Annotated in this window: 14 protein-coding genes; 11 read left to right on the top strand and 3 right to left on the bottom strand. The window is 61.4% G+C overall.

Annotation, left to right across the window (positions count from 1 at the left end):
* The first annotated feature begins 6 nt into the window (after positions 1-6).
* Together ACYVGC_RS16675 and ACYVGC_RS16670 are read left to right on the top strand one after the other, a co-directional pair.
* On the top strand, positions 7-3,300 hold the full coding sequence (locus tag ACYVGC_RS16675) for a VCBS repeat-containing protein (protein ID WP_460584982.1): 3,294 nt from the start codon (positions 7-9) through the stop codon (positions 3,298-3,300).
* On the top strand, positions 3,300-4,682 hold the full coding sequence (locus ACYVGC_RS16670; RefSeq protein ID WP_460584981.1) for a vanadium-dependent haloperoxidase: 1,383 nt from the start codon (positions 3,300-3,302) through the stop codon (positions 4,680-4,682). The genes ACYVGC_RS16675 and ACYVGC_RS16670 overlap by 1 nt, the downstream gene beginning before the upstream one ends.
* A 24-nt stretch (positions 4,683-4,706) precedes the next feature.
* On the opposite strand, the gene ACYVGC_RS16665 is transcribed toward ACYVGC_RS16670, so the two are convergent.
* From ACYVGC_RS16665 to ACYVGC_RS16655, 3 genes are all read right to left on the bottom strand, one after another.
* Entirely contained in the window at positions 4,707-5,438 is a 732-nt protein-coding gene (locus ACYVGC_RS16665; RefSeq protein ID WP_460584980.1) for a copper homeostasis protein CutC, read from the bottom strand.
* A 115-nt stretch (positions 5,439-5,553) separates the two neighbouring features.
* Positions 5,554-6,975 (bottom strand): glycoside hydrolase family 125 protein, encoded by a 1,422-nt coding sequence (locus ACYVGC_RS16660; protein ID WP_460584979.1) that lies wholly within the window; start codon positions 6,973-6,975, stop codon positions 5,554-5,556.
* A gap of 123 nt (positions 6,976-7,098) precedes the next feature.
* Positions 7,099-9,396: a GH92 family glycosyl hydrolase gene (locus ACYVGC_RS16655; protein WP_460584978.1), complete on the bottom strand. Its 2,298-nt coding sequence runs from the start codon at positions 9,394-9,396 to the stop codon at positions 7,099-7,101.
* Positions 9,397-9,635: 239 nt separating this feature from the next.
* Between ACYVGC_RS16655 and ACYVGC_RS16650 the strand changes: the two genes are divergently transcribed.
* From ACYVGC_RS16650 to ACYVGC_RS16610, 9 genes are all read left to right on the top strand, one after another.
* Positions 9,636-11,915: a GH92 family glycosyl hydrolase gene (locus tag ACYVGC_RS16650; protein WP_460584977.1), complete on the top strand. Its 2,280-nt coding sequence runs from the start codon at positions 9,636-9,638 to the stop codon at positions 11,913-11,915.
* Positions 11,916-12,083: 168 nt separating this feature from the next.
* Positions 12,084-13,025 (top strand): ROK family protein, encoded by a 942-nt coding sequence (locus ACYVGC_RS16645; protein WP_460584976.1) that lies wholly within the window; start codon positions 12,084-12,086, stop codon positions 13,023-13,025.
* Between the two features lie 21 nt (positions 13,026-13,046).
* On the top strand, positions 13,047-14,090 hold the full coding sequence (locus tag ACYVGC_RS16640; RefSeq protein ID WP_460584975.1) for a LacI family DNA-binding transcriptional regulator: 1,044 nt from the start codon (positions 13,047-13,049) through the stop codon (positions 14,088-14,090).
* A 382-nt stretch (positions 14,091-14,472) separates the two neighbouring features.
* Positions 14,473-15,741, top strand: a complete 1,269-nt coding sequence (locus ACYVGC_RS16635) for a putative DNA modification/repair radical SAM protein (protein WP_460584974.1) — start codon at positions 14,473-14,475, stop codon at positions 15,739-15,741.
* A 106-nt stretch (positions 15,742-15,847) separates the two neighbouring features.
* Positions 15,848-16,249, top strand: coding sequence for a hypothetical protein (locus ACYVGC_RS16630; RefSeq protein WP_460584973.1), 402 nt, complete (start codon positions 15,848-15,850; stop codon positions 16,247-16,249).
* Between the two features lie 58 nt (positions 16,250-16,307).
* Positions 16,308-16,529: a hypothetical protein gene (locus tag ACYVGC_RS16625; RefSeq protein WP_460584972.1), complete on the top strand. Its 222-nt coding sequence runs from the start codon at positions 16,308-16,310 to the stop codon at positions 16,527-16,529.
* A 31-nt stretch (positions 16,530-16,560) separates the two neighbouring features.
* Positions 16,561-17,451: an alpha/beta fold hydrolase gene (locus ACYVGC_RS16620; protein ID WP_460584971.1), complete on the top strand. Its 891-nt coding sequence runs from the start codon at positions 16,561-16,563 to the stop codon at positions 17,449-17,451.
* Positions 17,448-18,359 (top strand): TIGR03915 family putative DNA repair protein, encoded by a 912-nt coding sequence (locus ACYVGC_RS16615; protein WP_460584970.1) that lies wholly within the window; start codon positions 17,448-17,450, stop codon positions 18,357-18,359. The genes ACYVGC_RS16620 and ACYVGC_RS16615 overlap by 4 nt, the downstream gene beginning before the upstream one ends.
* Positions 18,360-18,535: 176 nt before the next feature.
* Entirely contained in the window at positions 18,536-21,022 is a 2,487-nt protein-coding gene (locus tag ACYVGC_RS16610) for a TonB-dependent receptor domain-containing protein (RefSeq protein WP_460584969.1), read from the top strand.
* Positions 21,023-21,108: the final 86 nt, after the last annotated feature.

The following is a 21,108-nucleotide window of genomic DNA, read 5'->3' as shown; positions in this document are numbered from 1 at the left end:
ACCCGTATGCGTTGCCTAAGAGTTCGTTGTCAACTTATCCTCACGCTGCTCCTGCTAGCTGCCGCCAGCCGCGCCCAGGCGCCGCAGCCGCTGTTTAGCCTGCTCAGCGCCCAGGAAACGGGCATCAGCTTCAACAACGCTGTGAGCGAAAACGAGGCGCTCAACATCCTATCGTACGAATATTTCTACAATGGGGGCGGCGTAGCCGTGGGCGACATTAACAACGATGGCCTGCCCGACTTGATGTTCACCGGCAACATGCGGCCCAATAAGCTGTACCTCAACCAGGGCGGCTTCAAGTTCAAGGACATTACCGACCAGGCTTCGCCAGCGTTGAGCGGGCGCAAAGACGGTTGGAAAACCGGCGTGACGATGGCCGACGTTAACGGCGACGGTCGGCTGGATATCTACGTCTGCTACTCGGGCAAAAAGGCCGATGATGTGCGCCGCAATCAACTATTTATCAATCAAGGAGATAACAAATTTCAGGAACAAGCCAGCCAATACGGTTTGGATGACCCCGGGTACAGCACGCAGGCCGCTTTTTTCGACTATGATAATGACGGCGACCTCGACATGTTCCTGCTCAATCACAACATCAAGAAGATTGACAACATGGAGTTTGCTCGCTACAAGGGCGAGGTAGATGCGCTGGCGGGCAACAAGCTTTTCAAAAACGACGGCGGCCATTTCACCGACATTTCCCAAACCGCCGGCATCGTGCAGAGCCCGCTCACGTTCGGCCTGGGCATTGCGGTGGCCGATATCAACAAGGACGGTTGGCAGGATATCTACGTCACCAACGACTACAACGAGCCCGACTACCTGTATATCAACAACCACAACGGCACCTTTACCAACCGTTCGCAGGAGATGCTGCGGCACCACTCGCAGTTTTCGATGGGCGTGGATATCGCTGATTTCAACAACGATACGCAGCCCGATATCTTCACCCTCGACATGCTGCCGGCCGACAACCACCGCCAGAAGTCGCTGCAATTGCAGGAGAACTACGAGGTGTTTGAGTTGCAGCAGCAGCAAGGATTATATCCGCAGTACATGCGCAACATGCTGCACCTTAACAACGGTGATGGCACGTTCAGCGAGATTGGGCAGTTGGCCGGCGTATCGAAAACCGACTGGAGCTGGTGCCCGCTGATTGCCGATTTCGACAACGACGGCTACAAGGACATCTACATCAGCAACGGCTACCTGCGCGACTACACCAATAAGGATTTTCTGCGCTACTGGGGCGATTACAAAATCAAAAAGGCAATGGCCAAGGAGCCGTTCCTACTGATGGATTTGGTGACGGCCATGCCCGCCACGGCGGTGCCCGACTACATTTTCCGCAACGAACACAACCTGGCATTCTCCAACAAGCAGCAGGAGTGGGGGCTGAACCAAACCAACATGTCGAACGGTGCCATTTACGCCGACCTCGACAACGACGGCGATTTGGATTTAGTCGTGAACACCCTTAACCAGGCCGCCAGCATTTACCGCAACCACAGCACCGATGCAAACCACACGGCCTACCTGGCTTTGAAGCTAAAAGGCCCCGGCCAAAACACCCAGGCCGTGGGGGCCAAAGTGTACGTGTACACGCCCGGCCAGGCGCAGTACCAGGAAGTAAACCCCAACCGCGGCTACCTCTCGTGCGTGTCCACGACCCTGAATTTCGGGCTGGGCACCAACCAGCGCGCCGACTCGGTGCGCATCGTTTGGCCCAACCAAACTACGCAGCTGCTCACCAACGTGAAGGCCAACCAGCTGCTTCAGCTCAGCGGGCAGCCCAAGGACAAGCCGGTGGCCCAGGCCGTTGTTGCCACCAAGCCGGTGTTCAAGCCGGTGCCGGCGCTGTTCGATTTCAAGCCTGAAGAAATGACGCTGAACGACTTTAAGCGCCAGGTGCTCATGCTGTTCATGTATTCCAAAACTGCGCCAGTGCTGGTGAAGGCCGACGTAAACAAGGACGGCCGGGAAGACCTGTTTGTGAGCGGGGCCAAAGACGAAGTAGGCAAGCTGTACCTGCAACAGCCAGGCGGTAAATTCATGGAAGCACCCTTGGCGCGCAGTACCAACCGCCCGGCCGGCACGGTGGCAGCGGCCACGTTTTTCGACGCCAACGGCGATGGCTACCCCGACCTCTACGTGGCCAAAGGCGGCTACGCGCTGTATGAGGCCGGGCAGGACGACTTGCAGGATGAGTTGTACCTCAACGATGGCAAAGGGCACCTGACCCTAGCCACCAGTGGGCTGCCTACCCTCAACGCGGGCAGCAAAAGCTGCGTTCGCCCCGCCGACGTGGACAACGACGGCGATTTGGATATTTTCGTGGGGGGCCGCGTGATACCGGGTCGCTACCCGCAGGCTCCGCCCAGCTACCTACTGCTCAACGATGGCCGGGGCACCTTTACGGCCGCCGAGATGCCGTTTGCCCACACCGGCATGGTGACTGATGCGCAGTGGGTGGACCTGAACAAGGACGGCCGCAAAGACCTGGTACTGTGCGGCGAAATGATGCCGATAACCGTGTGGGTCAACACCCCGCAAGGCTTCAAAAACCAGACTGCCGACTATTTCGCCACGCCCCAGCCGGGCCTGTGGTTTAGCCTGCACATGGCCGACGTGAACGCCGACGGGCAGCCCGACCTGGTGGCCGGCAACCTCGGCCTCAACAGCCCGCTGCGGGCCACCGCCCAGGAGCCGGCCGCGCTGTACTACGCTGATTTTGACGGCAATGGCTCTATCGACCCGTTCTTCAATTTCTACGTGGATGGCAAAAGCTACCCCTTCGTGAGCCGCGACGAGCTCAACGACCTGATATACCCTATGCGCCGCCGCTTCACCTCCTACAAAGCCTACGCCGACGCCACGATGACGGAGATTTTCCCCGGCGAGGAACTGGGCAAGGCCAGTAAGCTGGAAGCCACCGAGCTGCGCACCATGCTGTATATCAACAACAAAGGCAAATTCGCGCCCGCTGAGCTGCCGATAGAAGCGCAGTTTTCGGTGGTGAGTCAAATTACCAGCGGCGACTACAACCACGACGGCCACCCCGACTTGCTGCTGCTCGGCAACCATACCGATAACCGTCTGAAAATGGGCAGTATAGATGCCAGCTACGGCTGCCTGCTGCAAGGCGACGGCCGTGGTCACTTTAGCTACGTGAAGCAGCCGGCGGCGGGCATTTGCGTGGTGGGCGACGTGAAGTCGGTAAGCGAAATCATGGTCAACAAGCAGCCCTACCTGGTGGTGGGGGTGAGCAACGGGCCCGTGCAGTTTTACAAGGAATAATGAGTGTAGGAAAACCCATGCAGTACCAGATTACGTTGGCCGGGCTGGCGCTTACCGTGCTGACGCACACCAGCGTAGCGGTTCATACCCCACCGGCTGCCGAGCAGCTTAACCCCAGTAAGGCGCTCGATAGCATTAACATGGTGATGGTGCACGACGTTATCAGCCCGCCGGCCGCGTCGCGCTTCTATGCCTACAGCATGCTGGGGTCATACAGCATTGTGGCGGCGCGCAACAAGAGCTTGCCCACGGCGCAGCACTTGGTAAAAGGCTTCACAACTGACCTGCGGCTGGACACGGTAAAGGCTGCTTACGACTACCAGATAGCTGCTTATTACAGCATGCTGGAAACGGCCCGCCGACTGCTGCCTTCTGGCGAAAACCTGGCCGAGGAAGAAGCCAGCTTCCTGCAAGGCCTGGAGAAGCAAGGGGTGAAGCCCGCCGTGCTGAGCCAGTCGGTTAAAGTAGCTAAGCTGGCCGCCGATGCGGTGGTGAAATTCTCAAAATCAGACCACTACGCGCAGCTGAGCACCCTCAAGCGCTACACGCCCGTGCGCGCCGAAGGCAACTGGTATCCCACGCCGCCCGCTTACCTGGAGGCCGTGGAGCCCAACTGGAAGACCATCCGGCCGCTGGTTATCGACTCGGCCAGCGGCTTTCGGGCCGTGCTGCCGTGCGCCTTTAGCAAGGACACTACGTCGGCTTTTTACCACCAGGCGCAGGCTGTGTACAAGGCCGGTAAGAAGCTGACGGAGGACCAGATACAGATAGCCCAGTTTTGGGATTGCAACCCGTTTGCCGTCAACACATCGGGCCACATGTCCATCGGCTTCAAAAAAATCAGCCCCGGCGGGCACTGGATGAATATTGCGGCCCTGGTGGCCAAGCAGCAGAAAATAGGGTTCGACAAAACGGCATATATACTTTGTGTAGAAGGTATTACCCTGATGGATTCGTTTATCAGTACCTGGGACATGAAGTACCTGACCAACCGCATTCGCCCCGAAACCTACATCAACAAGTACATGGATGTGAAGTGGCAGCCCTTCCTGCAAACGCCGCCCTTCCCGGAGTACACCAGCGGCCACGCCGTGGTGTCCAACGCCTCGGCTGAGGTACTTACCTACCTGCTGGGCGACAAAATTGCCTACGTCGATGACACGGAAATCCCGTTTGGCAGCGGCAGGCGGGCGTTCACCTCGTTTCGGCAAGCGGCAGCTGAAGCCTCCATCTCCCGCTTCTACGGCGGCATTCACTACCTGGACAGCGCCACGAACGGCAACATCCAGGGGCAAAAAATCGGGCGCTACATTGTGGCTAAAGTACTGATGCCCAACAGTAAGCCGAAGGCTGGCAAAAGCCAGGCTATGCTTAGTAAATAACTCAGTAGGACCACCAGGACGCGGCTATTGTAGCTGAGCCACCAGCTCCGCCACGATAGCCGCATCCGTTTCCCAGCGTGGCGCGTCAAACTCCGTGGTGGGGGTAGGGGCCTCCACTAGCCGCTTGGCGCTGGCATGAAACTCCGGCGCGCCCGTGGCCCGCACCAGCGCCGGCAGGGTGGCGGGCGTGATGCCTGCCCCCGGCATAATGCGGATGCGCCCCGCTGCCTGCCGCACCAGCGCCGCCAGCTGCGCCTGGCCGGCCGGCGCGCTCGCCTGGCCGCCGGAGGTGAGCACGCGGTGGCAGCCCAGGCCGATAATCTCTTCCAGGGCCTGCGCCTGATTTTGGCCCATGTCAAAAGCCCGGTGAAAGGTAATTTGCAGTGCACCAGCGGCTTCTATGAGGGTGCGGCAGCTGGCTAGGTCCACGCGGCCGGCCTCGTCCAGGGCACCGATAACCACGCCAGCGCAGCCCAGTGCCCGGCACTGGGCCACGTCGGCAACCATGATGGCTAGCTCGTCGGCATTGTAACAGAAGTTGCCCGGCCGCGGCCGAATCAGCACGAAAACCGGGATGGTGAGTTGGCTGAGTACCTGCTTAATTAGACCGAAGGAAGGCGTAGTGCCGCCTTGCGCCAGGTTTTGGCATAGTTCGATGCGGTGCGCCCCCCCGGCCTGCGCCGCCAGGGCTGATTGCATGGAACCAGCGCAGATTTCGAGCAGGTGGCCGGGGGTGGAGTTTGTCGATTCTTGCATAGCATGGGAAGTAGCGTAAGCTTTAGCTTGCGAGCGAGCGCAGCGAGCATCTAGCGGCCGGGTCGTCCAGTCCCGCCTGCTCGCTACGCTCGCTCGCAAGCTAAAGCTTACGTTACTAGCTTAATAGCGCTGGCTTTTCCTGATACACTTTCCAAAGGAATTCGCCGAAGATTGTGTTGGCCCAGGCAAACCAGGCGCGGGTGAATTTCTTGGGGTCGTCTTTGTTAAACGACTCGTGCATGTAGCCGGTGCCGGCGTGGGTGGTTTTGAGGGCCTGGATGCAGGCCCGGATTTCGGTGTCGTCCTGACTGGTGAGGCCGCGGGTGGTGATGGCGATGGGCCAAATCATGTCCATGCCCACGTGCGGGCCGCCGATGCCCTCGGCCGCCGTGCCTTTGAAGAAAAATGGGTTGGCTTCGGACAGCAAAAACTTGCGCGTGTTTTGGTAGATGGGGTCGGTGAGGGGCACCGCGCCCAGGTAGGGCAGCGTGACGAGGCTGGGCACGTTGGCATCGTCCATGAGAATTTGGCTGCCGAAACCGTCGATTTCGTAGGCGTAGATTTTGCCGTGCTGCGGGTGGTTTACCACGGCGTGTTGGCGCAGGGCGACTTCTACCTCATCGGCCAGGGCGCGGCAGTCGGCGGCGGTGGCGGCTTCGGCGGGGGCCAGGGCCGTGAGCATTTCGGTGGCTTGGCGCAGGCTTATCACGGCGAAGAAATTGCTGGGCACCAGGAAGGGGTAGAGTGTGGCGTCGTCGCTGGGCCGGAAGGCCGAAGCGATGAGGCCCACCGGCCGCACCGGGTAGCCGTAGCCGCCCATGGGCTGGGTATCGGTGGCCTTCTCGGTCACGCGCTGAAACTTGTAGGGCCCTGGCCCGTCCTTGCGCTGCTGCGCCCGGAAGGTGCGCAGCGTGGCGCGGATGGCCTGCTGCCACTGCGCGTCAAAGGGCTGGTTATCACCGGTTTTCTTCCAGTAGTGGTAAGCCAGCCGGATGGGGTAACAGAGCGAGTCGATTTCCCACTTGCGCTCGTGCACGCCGGGCTGCATGGCGGTGTGGTCGGTGGCCCACTCGCCCACCTTGGTATCGTCGCCGTAAAACGCGTTGGCGTAGGGGTCTTTGTTGACGTAGCGCGTCTGGCGGTTTATCACGCCGGCTATCAACTGTTTAAGCTGGGGGTCGCGGTCAATGAGCTGCAAATAGGGCCACACCTGGGCCGAACTGTCGCGCAGCCACATGGCGTCGATGTCGCCGGTGATAACGTAGGTATCGGGCCGGCCCTGGCGCTCGGCGTAGGTTACGGTGGTGTCGAGGGTGCTCGGAAAGCAGTTCTCAAACAGCCAGCCTAGCTCGGGGTCCTTCACCTTTTTCTTAAACTCGGTGATGGCGGCCTCCACGGCCTTGCTGCGAAACCGGCGCTTACCGGCCGCCGGCCGCAACACCGGAAAAGCGGGGGCCGCCGCGGCCAAAAGGGTGGAAGGCAGGGCGAGGCTGGCGGTAAGCAGGGAGGCGTTGCCGACGAATGTTCTACGGTTCATGGGTGGGTGGGGGATGTAGCGTGGGCTTTTAGCCTGCGAACGAGCGCAGCGAGTAGTCACGTGAGGCAGCAAGCGGCGCGAGCGCACCTACTCGCTGCGCTCGTTCGCAGGCTAAAGCCTACGCTACTTGGATTTAGAAAAAGAATATGGGGCGGCGGCTGGCGCGGTGCCGCGCGTTTTATTTGGGGTGGCGCTCATCTCAAAATCGAGGGTAGCGCCTTGCTTGAGCGTTTCGAAGTCGAGGTAGTTTTTATCGTAGGGCTTGCCGTTGAGTGTCAATTGGTTGACGTACCGATTGGCGGCCGAGTTTTGGGGCGCGTTCAGCACCACGTCTTTGCCGCCGGGCAGGTGCAGGGTGGCTTTGGGGAAGAGGGGCGCGCCGAGTACGTACTGGTTCACGGCGGGGCACACGGGGTAGAAGCCCAGGGCCGAAAACACGTACCAGGCTGAGGTCTGGCCGTTGTCCTCGTCGCCGCAGTAGCCGTCGGCGGTGGGCAGGTAGAGGCGATTCAGCACCTCGCGTACCCAGTACTGCGCTTTCCAGGGCTGGCCGGCGTAGTTATAGAGGTAAATCATGTGCTGGATGGGCTGGTTGCCATGGGCGTAGTTGCCCATGCCCGCAATCTGCATCTCCCTGATTTCGTGGATGGTACTGCCGTAGTACGAGTCGTCGAACACGGGCGGCAAGGTAAATACGGTGTCGAGCGTGGCCACGAACTTTTGCCGGCCGCCCATCAAGTCCATGAGCCCCTGCACGTCATGAAACACCGACCAGGTGTAGTGCAGGCTGTTGCCCTCCGTGAAGGCATCGCCCCACTTAAAAGGGCTGAACGGCTTCTGAAACGTGCCGTTCTGGTTGCGGCCGCGCATCAGCCCGCTTTCCTTGTCGAACAGCTTGCGGTAGTTCTGGCTGCGCTGGGCGTAGAGGTTGATTTCCTTCTTGGGCTTGCCTAATGCCTTGGCTAGCTGGTAGATAGCAAAGTCGTCGTAGGAATACTCCAGGGTGCGGGCCGCGTTCTCGTTGATTTTGACATCGTAGGGCACGTAGCCGAGCTTGTTGTAGTACTGCACGCCGGCGCGGCCCACGGCCTCCAGCGGGCCGGCGTTGTTGGCGCCGTGCGTGAGGGCTTCGTAGAGCACGTTCATGTCCTGCCCGCGCACGCCCTTGAGGTAAGCATCGGCCACCACGGAGGCTGAGTTGTTGCCCACCATCACGTTGCGCAGGCCGGGGCTGCCCCACTCGGGCAGCCAGCCGCTCTCTTTGTAATCGTTGGCCAGGCCCTGCTGAATCTCGGTGTTAATCTCGGGGTACACCAGGTTCAGGAAGGGAAACAGGGCCCGGAACGTATCCCAAAAACCGGTGTCGGTGTACATGTAGCCCGGCAGCACCTGCCCGTTGAAGGGGCTGTAGTGCATCACTTTGCCGCTGGCATCGAGCTCATACAGCTTGCGCGGAAACAGCAGCGCCCGGTACAGGCACGAGTAGAAGGTGCGCTGCTGGTCGGGCGTGCCGCCCGCCACGTCGATGCGGCCCAGCACCTGGTTCCAGGCGGCGCGGCCCTGCTGGCGCACGGTTTCCAGGTCCTTATTGCCGATTTCCTGCAAGTTGAGCAGGGCCTGCTCGGGGCTGATAAACGACGAGGCCACCCGGGCATTTACGCGCTCGCCCTTGCGGGTGTGGAAGCCCACGATGGCCCCGGCGTGGTTGGCCGTTACGTCGAGCACGCCGGCCGCGGCGGGCTTTTGGTCCTGGTAAAGGGTGGTGCTGGTGAAGTCGTGGTCGAACTCCAGCACGAAGTAATTCTTGAAATTTTGGGGCACGCCGCCGCTGTTGCGCGTGGTGTAGCCCACCACACGGCGCTGCTGGGGCAGCACCTGCACGTGCGAGCCTTTGTCGAGCGCGTCAATCACCACGTAGGCGCTGTCGGTTTGCGGGAAGGTGAAGCGGAAGCTGGCGGCGCGCTCGGTGGGCGCCAGCTCGGCGGTTACGTCGTGGTCGGCCAGGTACACGCGGTAGTAGTTGGGCTCGGCCACCTCGGCCTTGTGCGAGTACCAGCTGGCCCGCGCATCCTGGTCAAATACCGGCTTGCCGGTAATCGGCATTATCGCAAACTGCCCGTAGTCGTTCATCCAGGGTGAGGGCTGGTGCGTTTGCTTGAAGCCCCGGATTTTATCGGCCCCGTATTGGTAGGCCCAGCCATCACCCATTTTGCCGGTCTGCGGCATCCAAAAATTCATGCCCCACGGCCGCGCAATGGCCGGGTAGGTATTGCCGTTGGACAGGCTGGGCTTCGAATCGGTGCCGATGAGCGGGTTCACCCACTGGGCGGGGTCGGCGGTGGGGGCGGCCGGCGTTTGGGCCAGGGCCGGCGAGCCGGCCAGCAGGGCGAGCGCCGCCAGACCAGGGAAGAATTTGAGCATCGGGAGAGAAGAACAGGAAGCCAAGCAGCTTAAACGACGCTGAAAAGGTAATACTTTTCGCGTAGTTGCAGCGCAAAAAGTGCCTAATTTGCTCAAACGTTTTAGCAACGTTTTTTTTAGCCCATATTTGTTGTCTGCTTCTGCGCCGGTTGCCGCGGCTGTTGTGCGCCTTATCGCCTGGTTGAGGCCGCCGCGCCCGGCCGTAGCCTTCGCCCCTTCACTTTATTCCCGCCCCGCCCATGCCCAACGTCTTTCTGCGCCGCCCGCGCCCCGCAACTACCTGGCTGGCAACCTGCCTGGCGGCCGCTGGCTTGCTCCTCAGCGCCGCCCCGGCGCAGGCGCAGCAGTTGACTTCGTACGTGGACCCGCGCATTGGTACGGGCGGGCACGGCCACGTATTTATCGGGGCCAACGTGCCGTTTGGGGCGGTGCAGCTGGGGCCGCAGAACATTTTTAAGGGCTGGGACTGGTGCTCGGGCTACCACTATTCCGATAGCCTGCTCACGGGCTTCTCGCACACGCACCTCAGCGGTACGGGCGGCTCCGACCTCGGCGACGTACTCATCATGCCCTACACCGGCGCCCTCCAAACGGACAAGGGCCAGCAAAAAGCGCCCCACCAGGGCTACCTGTCGCGCTACTCGCACCAGCGCGAGGTGGCCGAGCCGGGCTACTACGCCGTCACGCTCGACACCTACGGCGTGCGGGCCGAGCTGACCAGCACCGAGCGGGTGGGCATGCACCGCTACACGTTTCCCAAGGATGGCAAGCCCGCCCGCGTCATCATCGACCTCAAGGAAGGAATTGACGACAAGGCCACTGATACGTACCTAGAACAGGTTGACCCCCAGACGTTTATTGGCTACCGGTTTTCGAGTGGCTGGGCCAAAAACCAGAAGCTATACTTCGCTATCAAAACCTCGGCTCCCGTACCAGCCTTTGCCTTGTATAATGAGGCCCAGGCCCTTACGGGCAAAAGCGGCAAGGGCGTGGCCGTGAAAGGCGTGCTCACGTTTGCCAAGTCGTCGGGCACGTTGCAGCTGAAAGTCGGCATTTCGCCGGTCAGCTCGCAAAACGCGCTGGCTAACATCGCGGCCGAGCTGCCGGGCTGGGATTTTGCCAAAGCCAAGCAAGCCGCTCAGGGGAAATGGGAGCAGCAACTAGGCAAAGTCACCATCGAAACCAAAGACCCGGTGGTGCGGCGCATCTTCTACACCGCGCTCTACCACGCCTGGTTTGCTCCCGCGCTATTCAACGACACCAACGGCGACTACCGCGGCACCGACGACAAAGTGTACCCCAAGGCCGCGTTTGCCAACTACACCATTTTCTCGCTCTGGGATACGTATCGTACTGAGCAATCGCTCTTTACGCTGGCCCAGCCCGAGCGCGTGAACGATATGATGCAGACGATGCTGGCCATTGGCCGGCAGCAGGGCAAGCTGCCCATCTGGCACCTCATGGGCAACGAAACCAACACCATGGTGGGCTACAGCGCCGTGCCGGCCCTGGCCGAAGCCTACCTCAAAGGCACGCCCGGCCTCGACGGCCGCCAGGTGCTGGCCGCCCTCAAAGCCGCCAGCACCCGCGACGACCAGGGCGTGAACTACGTGAAAAGCATCGGCTTCATTCCGGCTGACAAGGAAAGCGAATCGGTGGCCAAGGCCATGGAATACGCCATTGACGACTGGAGCATTGCGCAGGTAGCCAAGCAGTTGGGCGAGCAGGCCGATTACCAGGAGTACAGCAAGCGCGCCAAGTACTACCAAAAGTATTTTGACCCGCACACCCGCTTTATGCGCGGCCTCACCACCGACGGCAAGTTCCAGCTGCCGTTCGACCCTATCCAGTCCATTCACCGCCAAAACAACTACACCGAGGGCAACGCCTGGCAGTACACCTGGCTGGTGCCGCACGACGTGCCGGGCCTTATCAAGCTATTCGGCAGTGATGCCGCGTTTACGCAAAAGCTTGATAGCCTGTTTGTTATAAAAGGTGACCTGGGGGCCAGCGCCTCGCCCGACATTTCGGGCCTCATCGGCATGTATGCCCACGGCAACGAGCCCAGCCACGCCACCACCTACCTCTACAGCTACGCCGGCCAGCAGTGGAAAACCGCCGAAAAGGTGCGCCAGGTGCTGCACGAAATGTACCTCGATAAGCCCGACGGCATCAGCGGCAACGAAGACTGCGGCCAGATGAGCGCCTGGTACATCCTCTCGGCGCTGGGTTTTTACCCCGTTAGCCCCAGCAGCGGGGCCTACGTGCTGGGCAGCCCGGTGGTCGACAAAGCCACCATTCGCCTGCCCAAGGGTAAGTCGTTCACGGTGAACGTGCAGGGCAATAGCCCGCAAAACATTTACATTCAGTCGGCTACGCTCAACGGCCAGCCCTACGCCAATAGCTACCTGCTGCACCGCGACATTGTGGCCGGCGGCACCTTGCAACTGGTAATGGGCCCGCAGCCTAACCGCGCCTTCGGTACTGCCCCGGCTAACCGGCCCAAGGAGGTATACTAGGCTGTGTGGATGCTTTTGGTAAGGTAAAAGAACGTCATGCTGAGCTTGTCGAAGCCTCTCTACCACGCCATTTGCATCATTCAACGAGGCGGTAGAGATGCTTCGGCAAGCTCAGCATGACGTTCTGCTTATTTAATTATCAATCAATTGCTTATATCATAAAAAACAGTGGCAACTATCGAAGAGAAGTTTAACGCACAGCAAAACCTCTGGGGCATCGACCTGGGGGGCACCAAGATGGAGGGCGTGATTTTGCGCTCGGCTCAGGAGCCGGAGGTGTTGTTTCGGCACCGCGTGCCCACCGGGGCTGACCAGGGCTACGCGCACATACTAGGGCAGCTGGCGCTGCTGGTGCAGCACATGGCCACGGCCGCCGGCTACCGCGCCGCCCGGGTGGGCATCGGCACGCCCGGCACCACCATCCCGAAGACCGGGCTGATGAAGAACTGTAACGCTACCGTGCTCAACGGCAAGCCTTTGCGCGCCGACCTGACGCAGCTACTGGGTATGGAAGTGACCCTGGCCAACGATGCCAACTGCTTTGCCCTGGCCGAAACCCGGCTGGGCGTGGTGCGGCAGCAGTTTCCGGACGCCAAGGTGGTGTTCGGCGTTATTTTGGGCACGGGGGTAGGCGGGGGGCTGGTGGTGAATGGCCACGTTATCGAGGGCTTTCACGGCATTGCTGGCGAGTGGGGCCACAACTACCTGAGCGAGGCCGAGGGCTACCGCTGCTTCTGTGGCAAAAAGGGCTGCAACGAAAGCATTTTGGCCGGCCCGGCCCTGGAGCGCTACTACGCCGAGCACAGCGGCCAGAAGCTTGATTTGCAAGAGATTGTAGCCCGCGCCCAGGCCGGCACCGATGCTGTAGCCACTCAAACCATGCGCCGGCTCACCGGTTTTTTTGGCCGGGCGCTGAGCGCCGTGGTCAACGTGCTCGACCCTGACGTGATTGTTATTGGCGGCGGCGTGGGTAATATTGACGGTATCTACCAGGAAGGGGTGGCCAGCATTGGCAAATACGTGTTCGACCACCAGTTTGAGGCGCCGGTTGTGAAGCCCCTGCTCGGCGATAGTGCCGGGGTATTCGGCGCGGCCTACTTGGTGGCGTAGCCGTTTCCCAACCCAGTTAATTTGAAAAAGCGTACCCTCATCTACGACATTGCCAAGCACTTAGAGGTTTCTATTGCCACGGTTTCTTTGGTGCTCAACGGCAAGGCCAAGGAGCACCGCATCAGCGATGCCTTGGCCAAGCGCGTGCTCGCCTACGTGGAGGAAGTGGGCTACAAGCCCAACCAGCTGGCCAAAAGCCTGCGCACCGGCAAAACCCACGTTATCGGGCTGATAATCGAGGATATATCCAACCCGTTTTTTGCCACCGTGGCTTGGCTTATCGAGCGGCACGCCTTTGCGCGCGGCTACCGCATTGTGTATTGCAGCACCGACAACGACACGGCCAAGGCCCGCGACCTGCTGGCCATGTTTCAGGACCAACACATTGACGGCTACATCATTGCCCCGCCCGCCGGCGTAGAAAAAGAGATTGAGGCGCTGCTGCTCAACAACCTGCCCGTGGTGCTTTTTGACCGCTACCTGCCGGGCCTCGCCACCGACTACATCGTGGTCGATGGCGAGGCCGGCGTGTACCAGGCCACCCGGCACCTGCTCGACCAGGGCCTGACCCGGGTGGCGTTTCTCACCACCGAGTCGGAGCAGACCCAGATGACCGCCCGCCTCCAGGGCTACCACCGCGCCCTGCACGAGCAAGGGCTGCCGCCCAGCGTGCAGCGCATTTCGCTGGCCTTTGCGGGCGATAAGGAGCAGAGCATCAAGGCCATCTACCAGTTTTTGCAGGCGCATGCCGATTGCGAGGCCATCATTTTTGCCAATAACCCGCTCACCATTTTCGGGCTCGAAGCCATTGCCCGGCTCGGGCGGCGCATCCCGAAGGAGCTAGCCGTTATCTCCTTCGACGACAACGACTTATTCCGGCTGCACACGCCCACCATCACGGCCATTGCCCAGCCCGTAGAAGCGCTGGCCGAAGCCCTGATAAACGTGCTGCTCGAAAAGCTAACTGCCGACCGTTCCGAATCCCCCGCCATGCAGCAGCTCATGCTGCCCTTATCGCTGGTAGTGCGGCAGTCGTCGGTACGGGCCGGCGGTAGCGCTAGCTAGGCAAACTTGACCGCCTTGCGGGGCGCCTCACCCCCTGACCCCCTCTCCGAAAAGGAGAGGGGGCACCGGCTTTGCTGGGACGTTTGCGGTCGGCCGGCTGCCCCTCTCCTTTTCGGAGAAGGGGCTTGGGGGGAGGCGCCCCGCGTGCGCCACATTGGGTTAATTACATCTGATAATCAGTATTTTGCGAATGGTGCGCAAAGGCAAAAGTGCTCAGCCAGAGCAGAGGAGGGGTCGAACGACACGAGCGGGCGTGGCAATGCCAACAATGAGCTGATAATGCGATAAGCAGGAAACTTTTTCTAAAAAAATTAGCTTATGAAAAGCTTGCCAATCTCATTGGCCAGCGCTACTTTTACCCCCGCTAACACCCTTCGCATAGATGAACGAGCGCATTCAGGAAAAGCTAAGCATCTTAGCCGACGCCGCCAAGTACGACGTGTCGTGCAGCAGCAGCGGCGGCAAGCGCAAAAATGAGCAGAAGGGCCTCGGCAACGCCGAGGGCATGGGCATCTGCCACAGCTTTACCGAAGACGGCCGCTGCGTGAGCTTGCTGAAAATACTGCTCACCAACCACTGCATTTTCGACTGCGCCTACTGCGTGTCGCGCCGCTCGAACGACGTGAAGCGCGCCGCCTTCACGGTGGAGGAAGTGGTGGACCTTACCATCAATTTCTACCGCCGCAACTACATCGAAGGGCTGTTTTTGAGCAGCGGCATTTTTAGCAGCCCCGACTACACCATGGAGCGGCTGGTGCGCATTGCGAAAACGCTGCGCACCGAGCACAATTTTAACGGTTACATCCACGTCAAAACCATCCCCGGCGCGTCGCCCGAGCTGATACACGAGGCCGGCCTATACGCCGACCGCCTGAGCGTGAACATCGAGCTGCCTTCCGAGCTGGCCTTGCAAAACCTAGCCCCGGAGAAAAACTACGCCGAAATTCTGACCCCGATGGGCCAGATTCGGGACGGCATCATCCAGAACAAGGAGGAGAAGGCGCTCTTCAAGAAGGTGCCGCAGTTTGCCACCGCCGGCCAAAGCACCCAGCTCATCGTGGGTGCTTCGGATGAGAATGATTTACAGATAATTAAGCTTTCGGACAGTCTTTACCAAGGCTATGGCCTGAAGCGGGTGTACTACTCGGGCTACGTGCCCATTACCGACGATGCGCGCCTGCCCCAGGTGACCCAGCCGCCCATGGTGCGCGAGCACCGGCTGTACCAGACCGACTGGCTGATGCGCTTCTACGGCTTCGAAGCCGACGAAATTCTCGACCCCGCGCACCCCTACCTCGACCTCGAAATCGACCCCAAGCTGGCGTGGGCGCTGCGCAACCGCCACCTCTTTCCGGTGGATGTGAACGTGGCCGACCGGGCCATGATTCTGCGCATCCCGGGTGTGGGCGCGCGCTCGGCCGAGCGCATTGTGCAGGCCCGGCGCTTCACCTCGCTCACGGCTGAGCACCTCACCCAGTTTGGGGTGGTGATGAAGCGGGCGCGGCACTTTCTGACGGCGCGGGGCATGGCCCCGGCGGTCCTCGGCGAGCTTGATGCCCAGCAGGTGCGCCGCCAGATTTTGTTCGGGGGCAAGTCGGTGCGCTCGGCGCTGGTGACCCAGCAATTGGATTTATTTGCCCAGGTGAGTTAGGGCGCGGGTGGGCGGCGGGTGGCCCGGCAACAAGTAAATTTGGCCCAGCCAATCATTTACCAGCTACCGGAGCCAACCCTTTTGCCCCGCCCCGCCTCTTGCCTTTATGAAGTATTACTTGTTTGCCGCCCTTGCCTTTAGCTCCTTCAGCCTCACCAGCTGCGTCGAATCACAAACCGATACCTGCGAGTTTATCCTGACTACGCCCATTGTGAAAGCCGTGGGCCCCAAAACCGTTGCCGTGAATCAGCCCGCTACCTACCTGCTCGACTACCTGCCCGGTACTGGCTGTGGCGTGTTCGACGCGCTTTCGGAGCAGGGCCAGAGCCCCACCAATACCAACACCCGCACCATCAACGTGACCGTGCGCTACAGCACCTGCACCTGCAACCAGCCCGCCGCGCCGATGCAAACCACCTACAATTTCGTGCCCACCCAAGCGGGGACTTACTACCTAAAGTTTGTGGCCAACAACGGCTACCTCGTTGATACGCTGGTGGCTAAGTAGCCGCCCGCGCTTACCCCGGCTGCCCCGGCGGCCAGGTTCACCCGGTCCATTTTCACCCATGAAAATTACCCATCGCGCACCCGCCGACGCGTCGGCCCCCGTTCCGTTCGTAGCCGACCCCGCCCGTAGCCTGGCCGCCCTCGTCGGCAGCCCTTTAGGCAAGGCCCCGCGCCTGTCGTGCTGCTGCCGCATTTCTGAATTGATGCCGCTGGTGCGCCAGCTGCACGATGCCGCCCGCGCCGCCCAGCAGCCGGGGCAGCAGCCTGGCGTGGCCGCGTAACCCTGGGGTGGGCTAGCGGGGTACAAGGGGCATGGAGTATGCCCTCGAACCCCACGATGTGCCCACCAATGGCCTGCGGCTGCACGTGGTGCAGTGCGGCCCGCCCGCCGGCCCGCTGGTAGTGCTGCTGCACGGCTTTCCGGAGTGCTGGTTTAGCTGGCGGGCCCAGCTTACGGCGCTGGCTGCGGCCGGCTACCGCGTGTGGGCCCCCGACCAGCGCGGCTACAACCTGAGTGATAAACCGCTCGGAATCAGCGATTATGCCTTGCCCGTGCTCGCGGCTGATATCGTGGGTCTGCTCGATGCCGCGGGATGCCGCCAGGCACATATTGTGGGGCACGACTGGGGCGGCATCGTAGCCTGGTATCTGGCCGCCCACTACCCCCAACGTGTGGCGAGTACCACCATTATCAACGTGCCGCATCCGGCGGTGCTGGTGCCCAACCTCTGGCGCGTGCCCGACCAGCTGGCGCGCAGCTGGTACATCTTGTTCTTTCAATTACCGGGCTTGCCCGAGCGCCTCATCCGGCGGCGCAACTGGCACGCTGGGGCGCAGTCGTTGCTGGGCAGCAGTCGGCCCGGCACCTTCAGCGCGGCCGAGCTGGCGCGCTACAAGGTGGCCTGGGCGCAGCCGGGCGCGCTCACAGCCATGCTCAATTGGTACCGGGCGCTCCGGCTGCTCGCAGGCTCGGCTTGGCCGCGCATCGAAGGCGCAGTGCAAGTTATTTGGGGCCAGCAGGATGCGTTTTTGAATGCGAAGCTGGCCGAGCTTAGCCTGTCGCAGTGTGCGCGGGGCGAAGTGCACTACTTTCCGCAGGCCACGCACTGGGTGCAGCTGGAAGAAGCGGAGGCTGTTAATGCCTTGTTGTTGAAGTTTATAGCTGCTAATTCGTTGTCTTCTAACTTGACTTTGCCCGCGTGAGTGAGCTTACTCCCCTTCGCCCCACCGCCAGTACGGCCGTAGGCCCGGTGGCCGCCCGCCGGCCCGCCCCCGAGCTGCGCAACCCGCCTGCCGACTACACCTACGATGGCTCGTTTGATGGCCTGCTCACGGTGCTGTTTCGGGTATACGACCGCAAGTCGGCCCCCAGCAGTATCCAGCCCGAGGCGGCCGCGCAGGGCGGGCTGTTTGCCCAAGCCGTGCCCGTAGCTACTGACGAAACCCTGGCTACTCGCACCTGGGACGGCCTGTTGCGCTTCATGCCCGAGCCAGCGCGGGCGCGGCTCTACCACGTTTTTTTGAGCGAAGACCCCGAGCGCGAGCTGCTCATTTTTCGCTATGCCGACACAGCCCTGCGCGCGGGCCGCGACATTTCCGACAACTACGCCGACGCTACCGTGCGCCGCTGCCAGCGCCTGGCCCAGCAGCTGTTTCGCGAGAAGCACCGTATGGAGGCGTTCGTGCGCTTCGAGAAGGCGCAGGACGGCCTGTTTCACGCCGTTATCGAGCCTGACTTCGACGTGTTACCGCTCATTATCACCCACTTCACCAAGCGCTACGCCGACCAGCGCTGGCTGATATTTGACAAGAAGCGCCGCTACGGCCTGCACTACGACCTGGTGCAAACGACAATCGTGGAGTTTGAAACCGGCGGCGGAGTCCCGCGCCGGGGCGAGCTGTCGGCCACCGTGCTGGATGAGCGCGAGCCGTTGTTCAAAATTCTGTGGCAGGCGTATTTCGACCACGTTAACATTCCGGAGCGCAAAAACCTGAAGCTGCAACACCGCCAGCTGCCCAAGCGCTACTGGAAGTACCTGAGTGAGAAGCAGCCCCGCGAGCGCCGCTTCGAGCCCATTAAAAACAAGCGCGGGCCGGTAACGGAGCAGTAAGGGAGGGGCGTTAGGCTGCCTGGGTTTTCGCCGATTAGTATCAGAATATAACGGCTTTATTGCTTTGTATGAAGCAACCTCGTTCCGCCCGCGCTGCCTTTGGGGAAGAATAAACTTCTATGCGCCCCCAATTTATTGCTGCTAGCCTATTGCTAATCACTACATTAAGCAGTAGTATGCCTGGCTACGCCCAGGCCCCCGCCCGCGCGGCGGGCCGCCTCACCGGCACCGTCACGGACGGGGCTACGGCCCAACCCATTGGCTATGCTTCGGTGGCCGTGCTGGCCGACGATGGCGCGCCCGTAGCGGGTGGTGGGTGCGGCGGCGATGGGCAGTTTGTGCTGCCCGGCATTCCGGCCGGCACGTACACGCTGCTCGTGCGCTTTTTGGGGTACCAAGACGAGCGGCGGTTGGGGGTAATAGTACCAGCCAATGCCACGGTGGCCCTGGGCAATGTGCCCCTAACCGCAGCCACCCAAAAGCTGGGCGAAGTAGTGATAACGGCCGCCAAGCCGCTCATCGAGGAGCAAGCCGACCGCACTATCTACAATGCCGACCAGGACAAAACCACGGCCGGCGGCGACGCCGTGGACGTGCTCCGGCGCGCGCCGCTGCTGAGCGTAGACCTGGATGGCAACGTGAGCTTGCGCGGCAACCAGAATATTAAGGTACTGATTAACAACAAGCCCTCAACCCTCACGGCCAACGGTGTGGCCGACGGCCTGCGCCAGCTGCCGGCCGACCAGATTCTACGGGTAGAGGTAATCACGTCGCCCTCAGCGAAGTATGATGCGGAGGGTTCGGGTGGTATCATCAACATCGTGACTAAAACCAATGACCTGCGCGGCGGCCAGTTGAGCCTCGATGGCAGCGGCGGCACCCGCTCGGGTACCCTCAACCTGAACGGCGGCTACCGCACCGGCCGCATGGGGTTTGCGCTCGGCGGCTTTGGGCGGGCGGGCTACAACACGCCGGGCAGCTTCACCAACGACCAGCTGACCACCAACCCCGCCACCAACCTGCCAACCCGCACCACCCAAACCGCCGACACGCGCCAGAATCAGCTGTTTGGCCGCTACACCTTCGGCTGGGACTACGATATCAATAAGCGCAACGCCCTGGCCGCCGCCCTCACCTACGGCACCCGCAACGCCACCACCTACCAGAACGCGTTGGCTACCAGCACGATACGCCCCGGCGGCGCGGTCGATAGCTCGCTGCGCAACGTGAAAACCACCGATGACTCGGGTACCATCGACGCCAGCCTCACCTACACCCACCTCTACGACGCGCCGCAGCGCGAGCTGAGCGTGCTAGCGCTGCTGAGCCACAACAGCCGCACCTACGCCTTCGGCAACGACACCTACGCCGCCACCGACGCGGCCAGCCGGGGGCCCGCCGGCAACGACAACCCCAGCACCAACCAGGAGCTAACCGCCCAGCTCGACTACCAGACGCCCACTGCCAAAAACCACCTGCTGGAAATGGGCGTGAAGGACATCCGGCGCACCGTGCGCAGCGACTATACCTACTACGGCCAGCTGGCCAACGCGCAGGCCAGCAACTCGTTCACGTATCAGCAAAACGTGGTGGCCGGCTACCTGGCCTACACGCTGCCCTTGCCCCAGGGCTTCGTTTTGAAGCCCGGCGTGCGCTACGAGTACACAGCTATCGAGGCTGGGTTTGGCCGCGGCGCAGTGAGCGCTATTGCCGTGCCGAGCTACGGCGTACTGGTGCCCAGCGTGAGTGTGCTGCGCAAGCTAGCCAATGGCAACGTGCTGAAGCTGGCCTACAACCGCCGCTTGCAACGCCCGGCCCTCCAGTTTCTCAACCCCAACCTGCAAGCCGCCAACCCGCTCATTCAAACCCAGGGCAACCCGCTGCTCAGCCCCGAATACACCAGTAACTATGAGCTGGGCTACAGCACGTTGCTACGGCAGGCCAACCTCAGCTTCTCGGCGTTTGCACGCAATACCAGTGGTTCCATCCAGTCGGTGCGCACGCCGTTGGGCGATGCGCAGTACCCCGGCGCGGTGCGCATTGATTTTCTGAACATCGGCCGCGAAAACGCCTACGGCGGCAGTGCCTTCGGTAGCCTCAACGTCGGCAGCACATTCAGCGTCAGCGGCGGGCTCGACACCTACTACGCCGTGCTCAACAACCGTGTGGCCGACCCCCTGTACGCCGCCCGCAACGCCGGCCTGGTGCTGAGCGGCCGCCTCTACGGCAGCTACGCCCTGCCCAAGAACTGGGGTTTGCAGCTGTTTGGCTTCTACCGTGGGCAACAAGTGCAGCTGCAAGGCACGCAGAGCAGCTTTGTGGTGTACAGCATGAGTTTGAAGCACGAGTTTGCCGACAAAAAGGGCAGCCTGGGCTTTGGGGCCGAAAACTTCTTCTCGCCCCGCAACACCGTGCGCAATGACATCGCCAGCCCGCTGCTCACCCAAACCACCCGCACCACGCAGCACCTCACCAGCTTCAAGGTGTACTTCAGCTACCGCATTGGCAAACTCACCGCCGACTTACCCACCCGCAAAACCGTACGCAACGACGACCTCAAACTGGACGAAAACGGCGGCGGCAGCCAGGGCAGCGGCGGCCCACCCGCGGCTAGTCGCCCGGTGCCGGTTCCTGCCGCGCCTGCGCTTGCCAGCCCCAAGTAGGCGCGGAGGGCGACCCAAACAATCACCCGCATCCCGCGGTCTTGGAGAACGCAGCGGCGCGCAGCCGCTGCCCACCACTCGTTAAC

This window comes from Hymenobacter arcticus, assembly GCF_054779975.1.
Note: the sequence above shows the minus strand (reverse complement) of the source record. Positions and strands in the feature narration are given on the sequence as shown.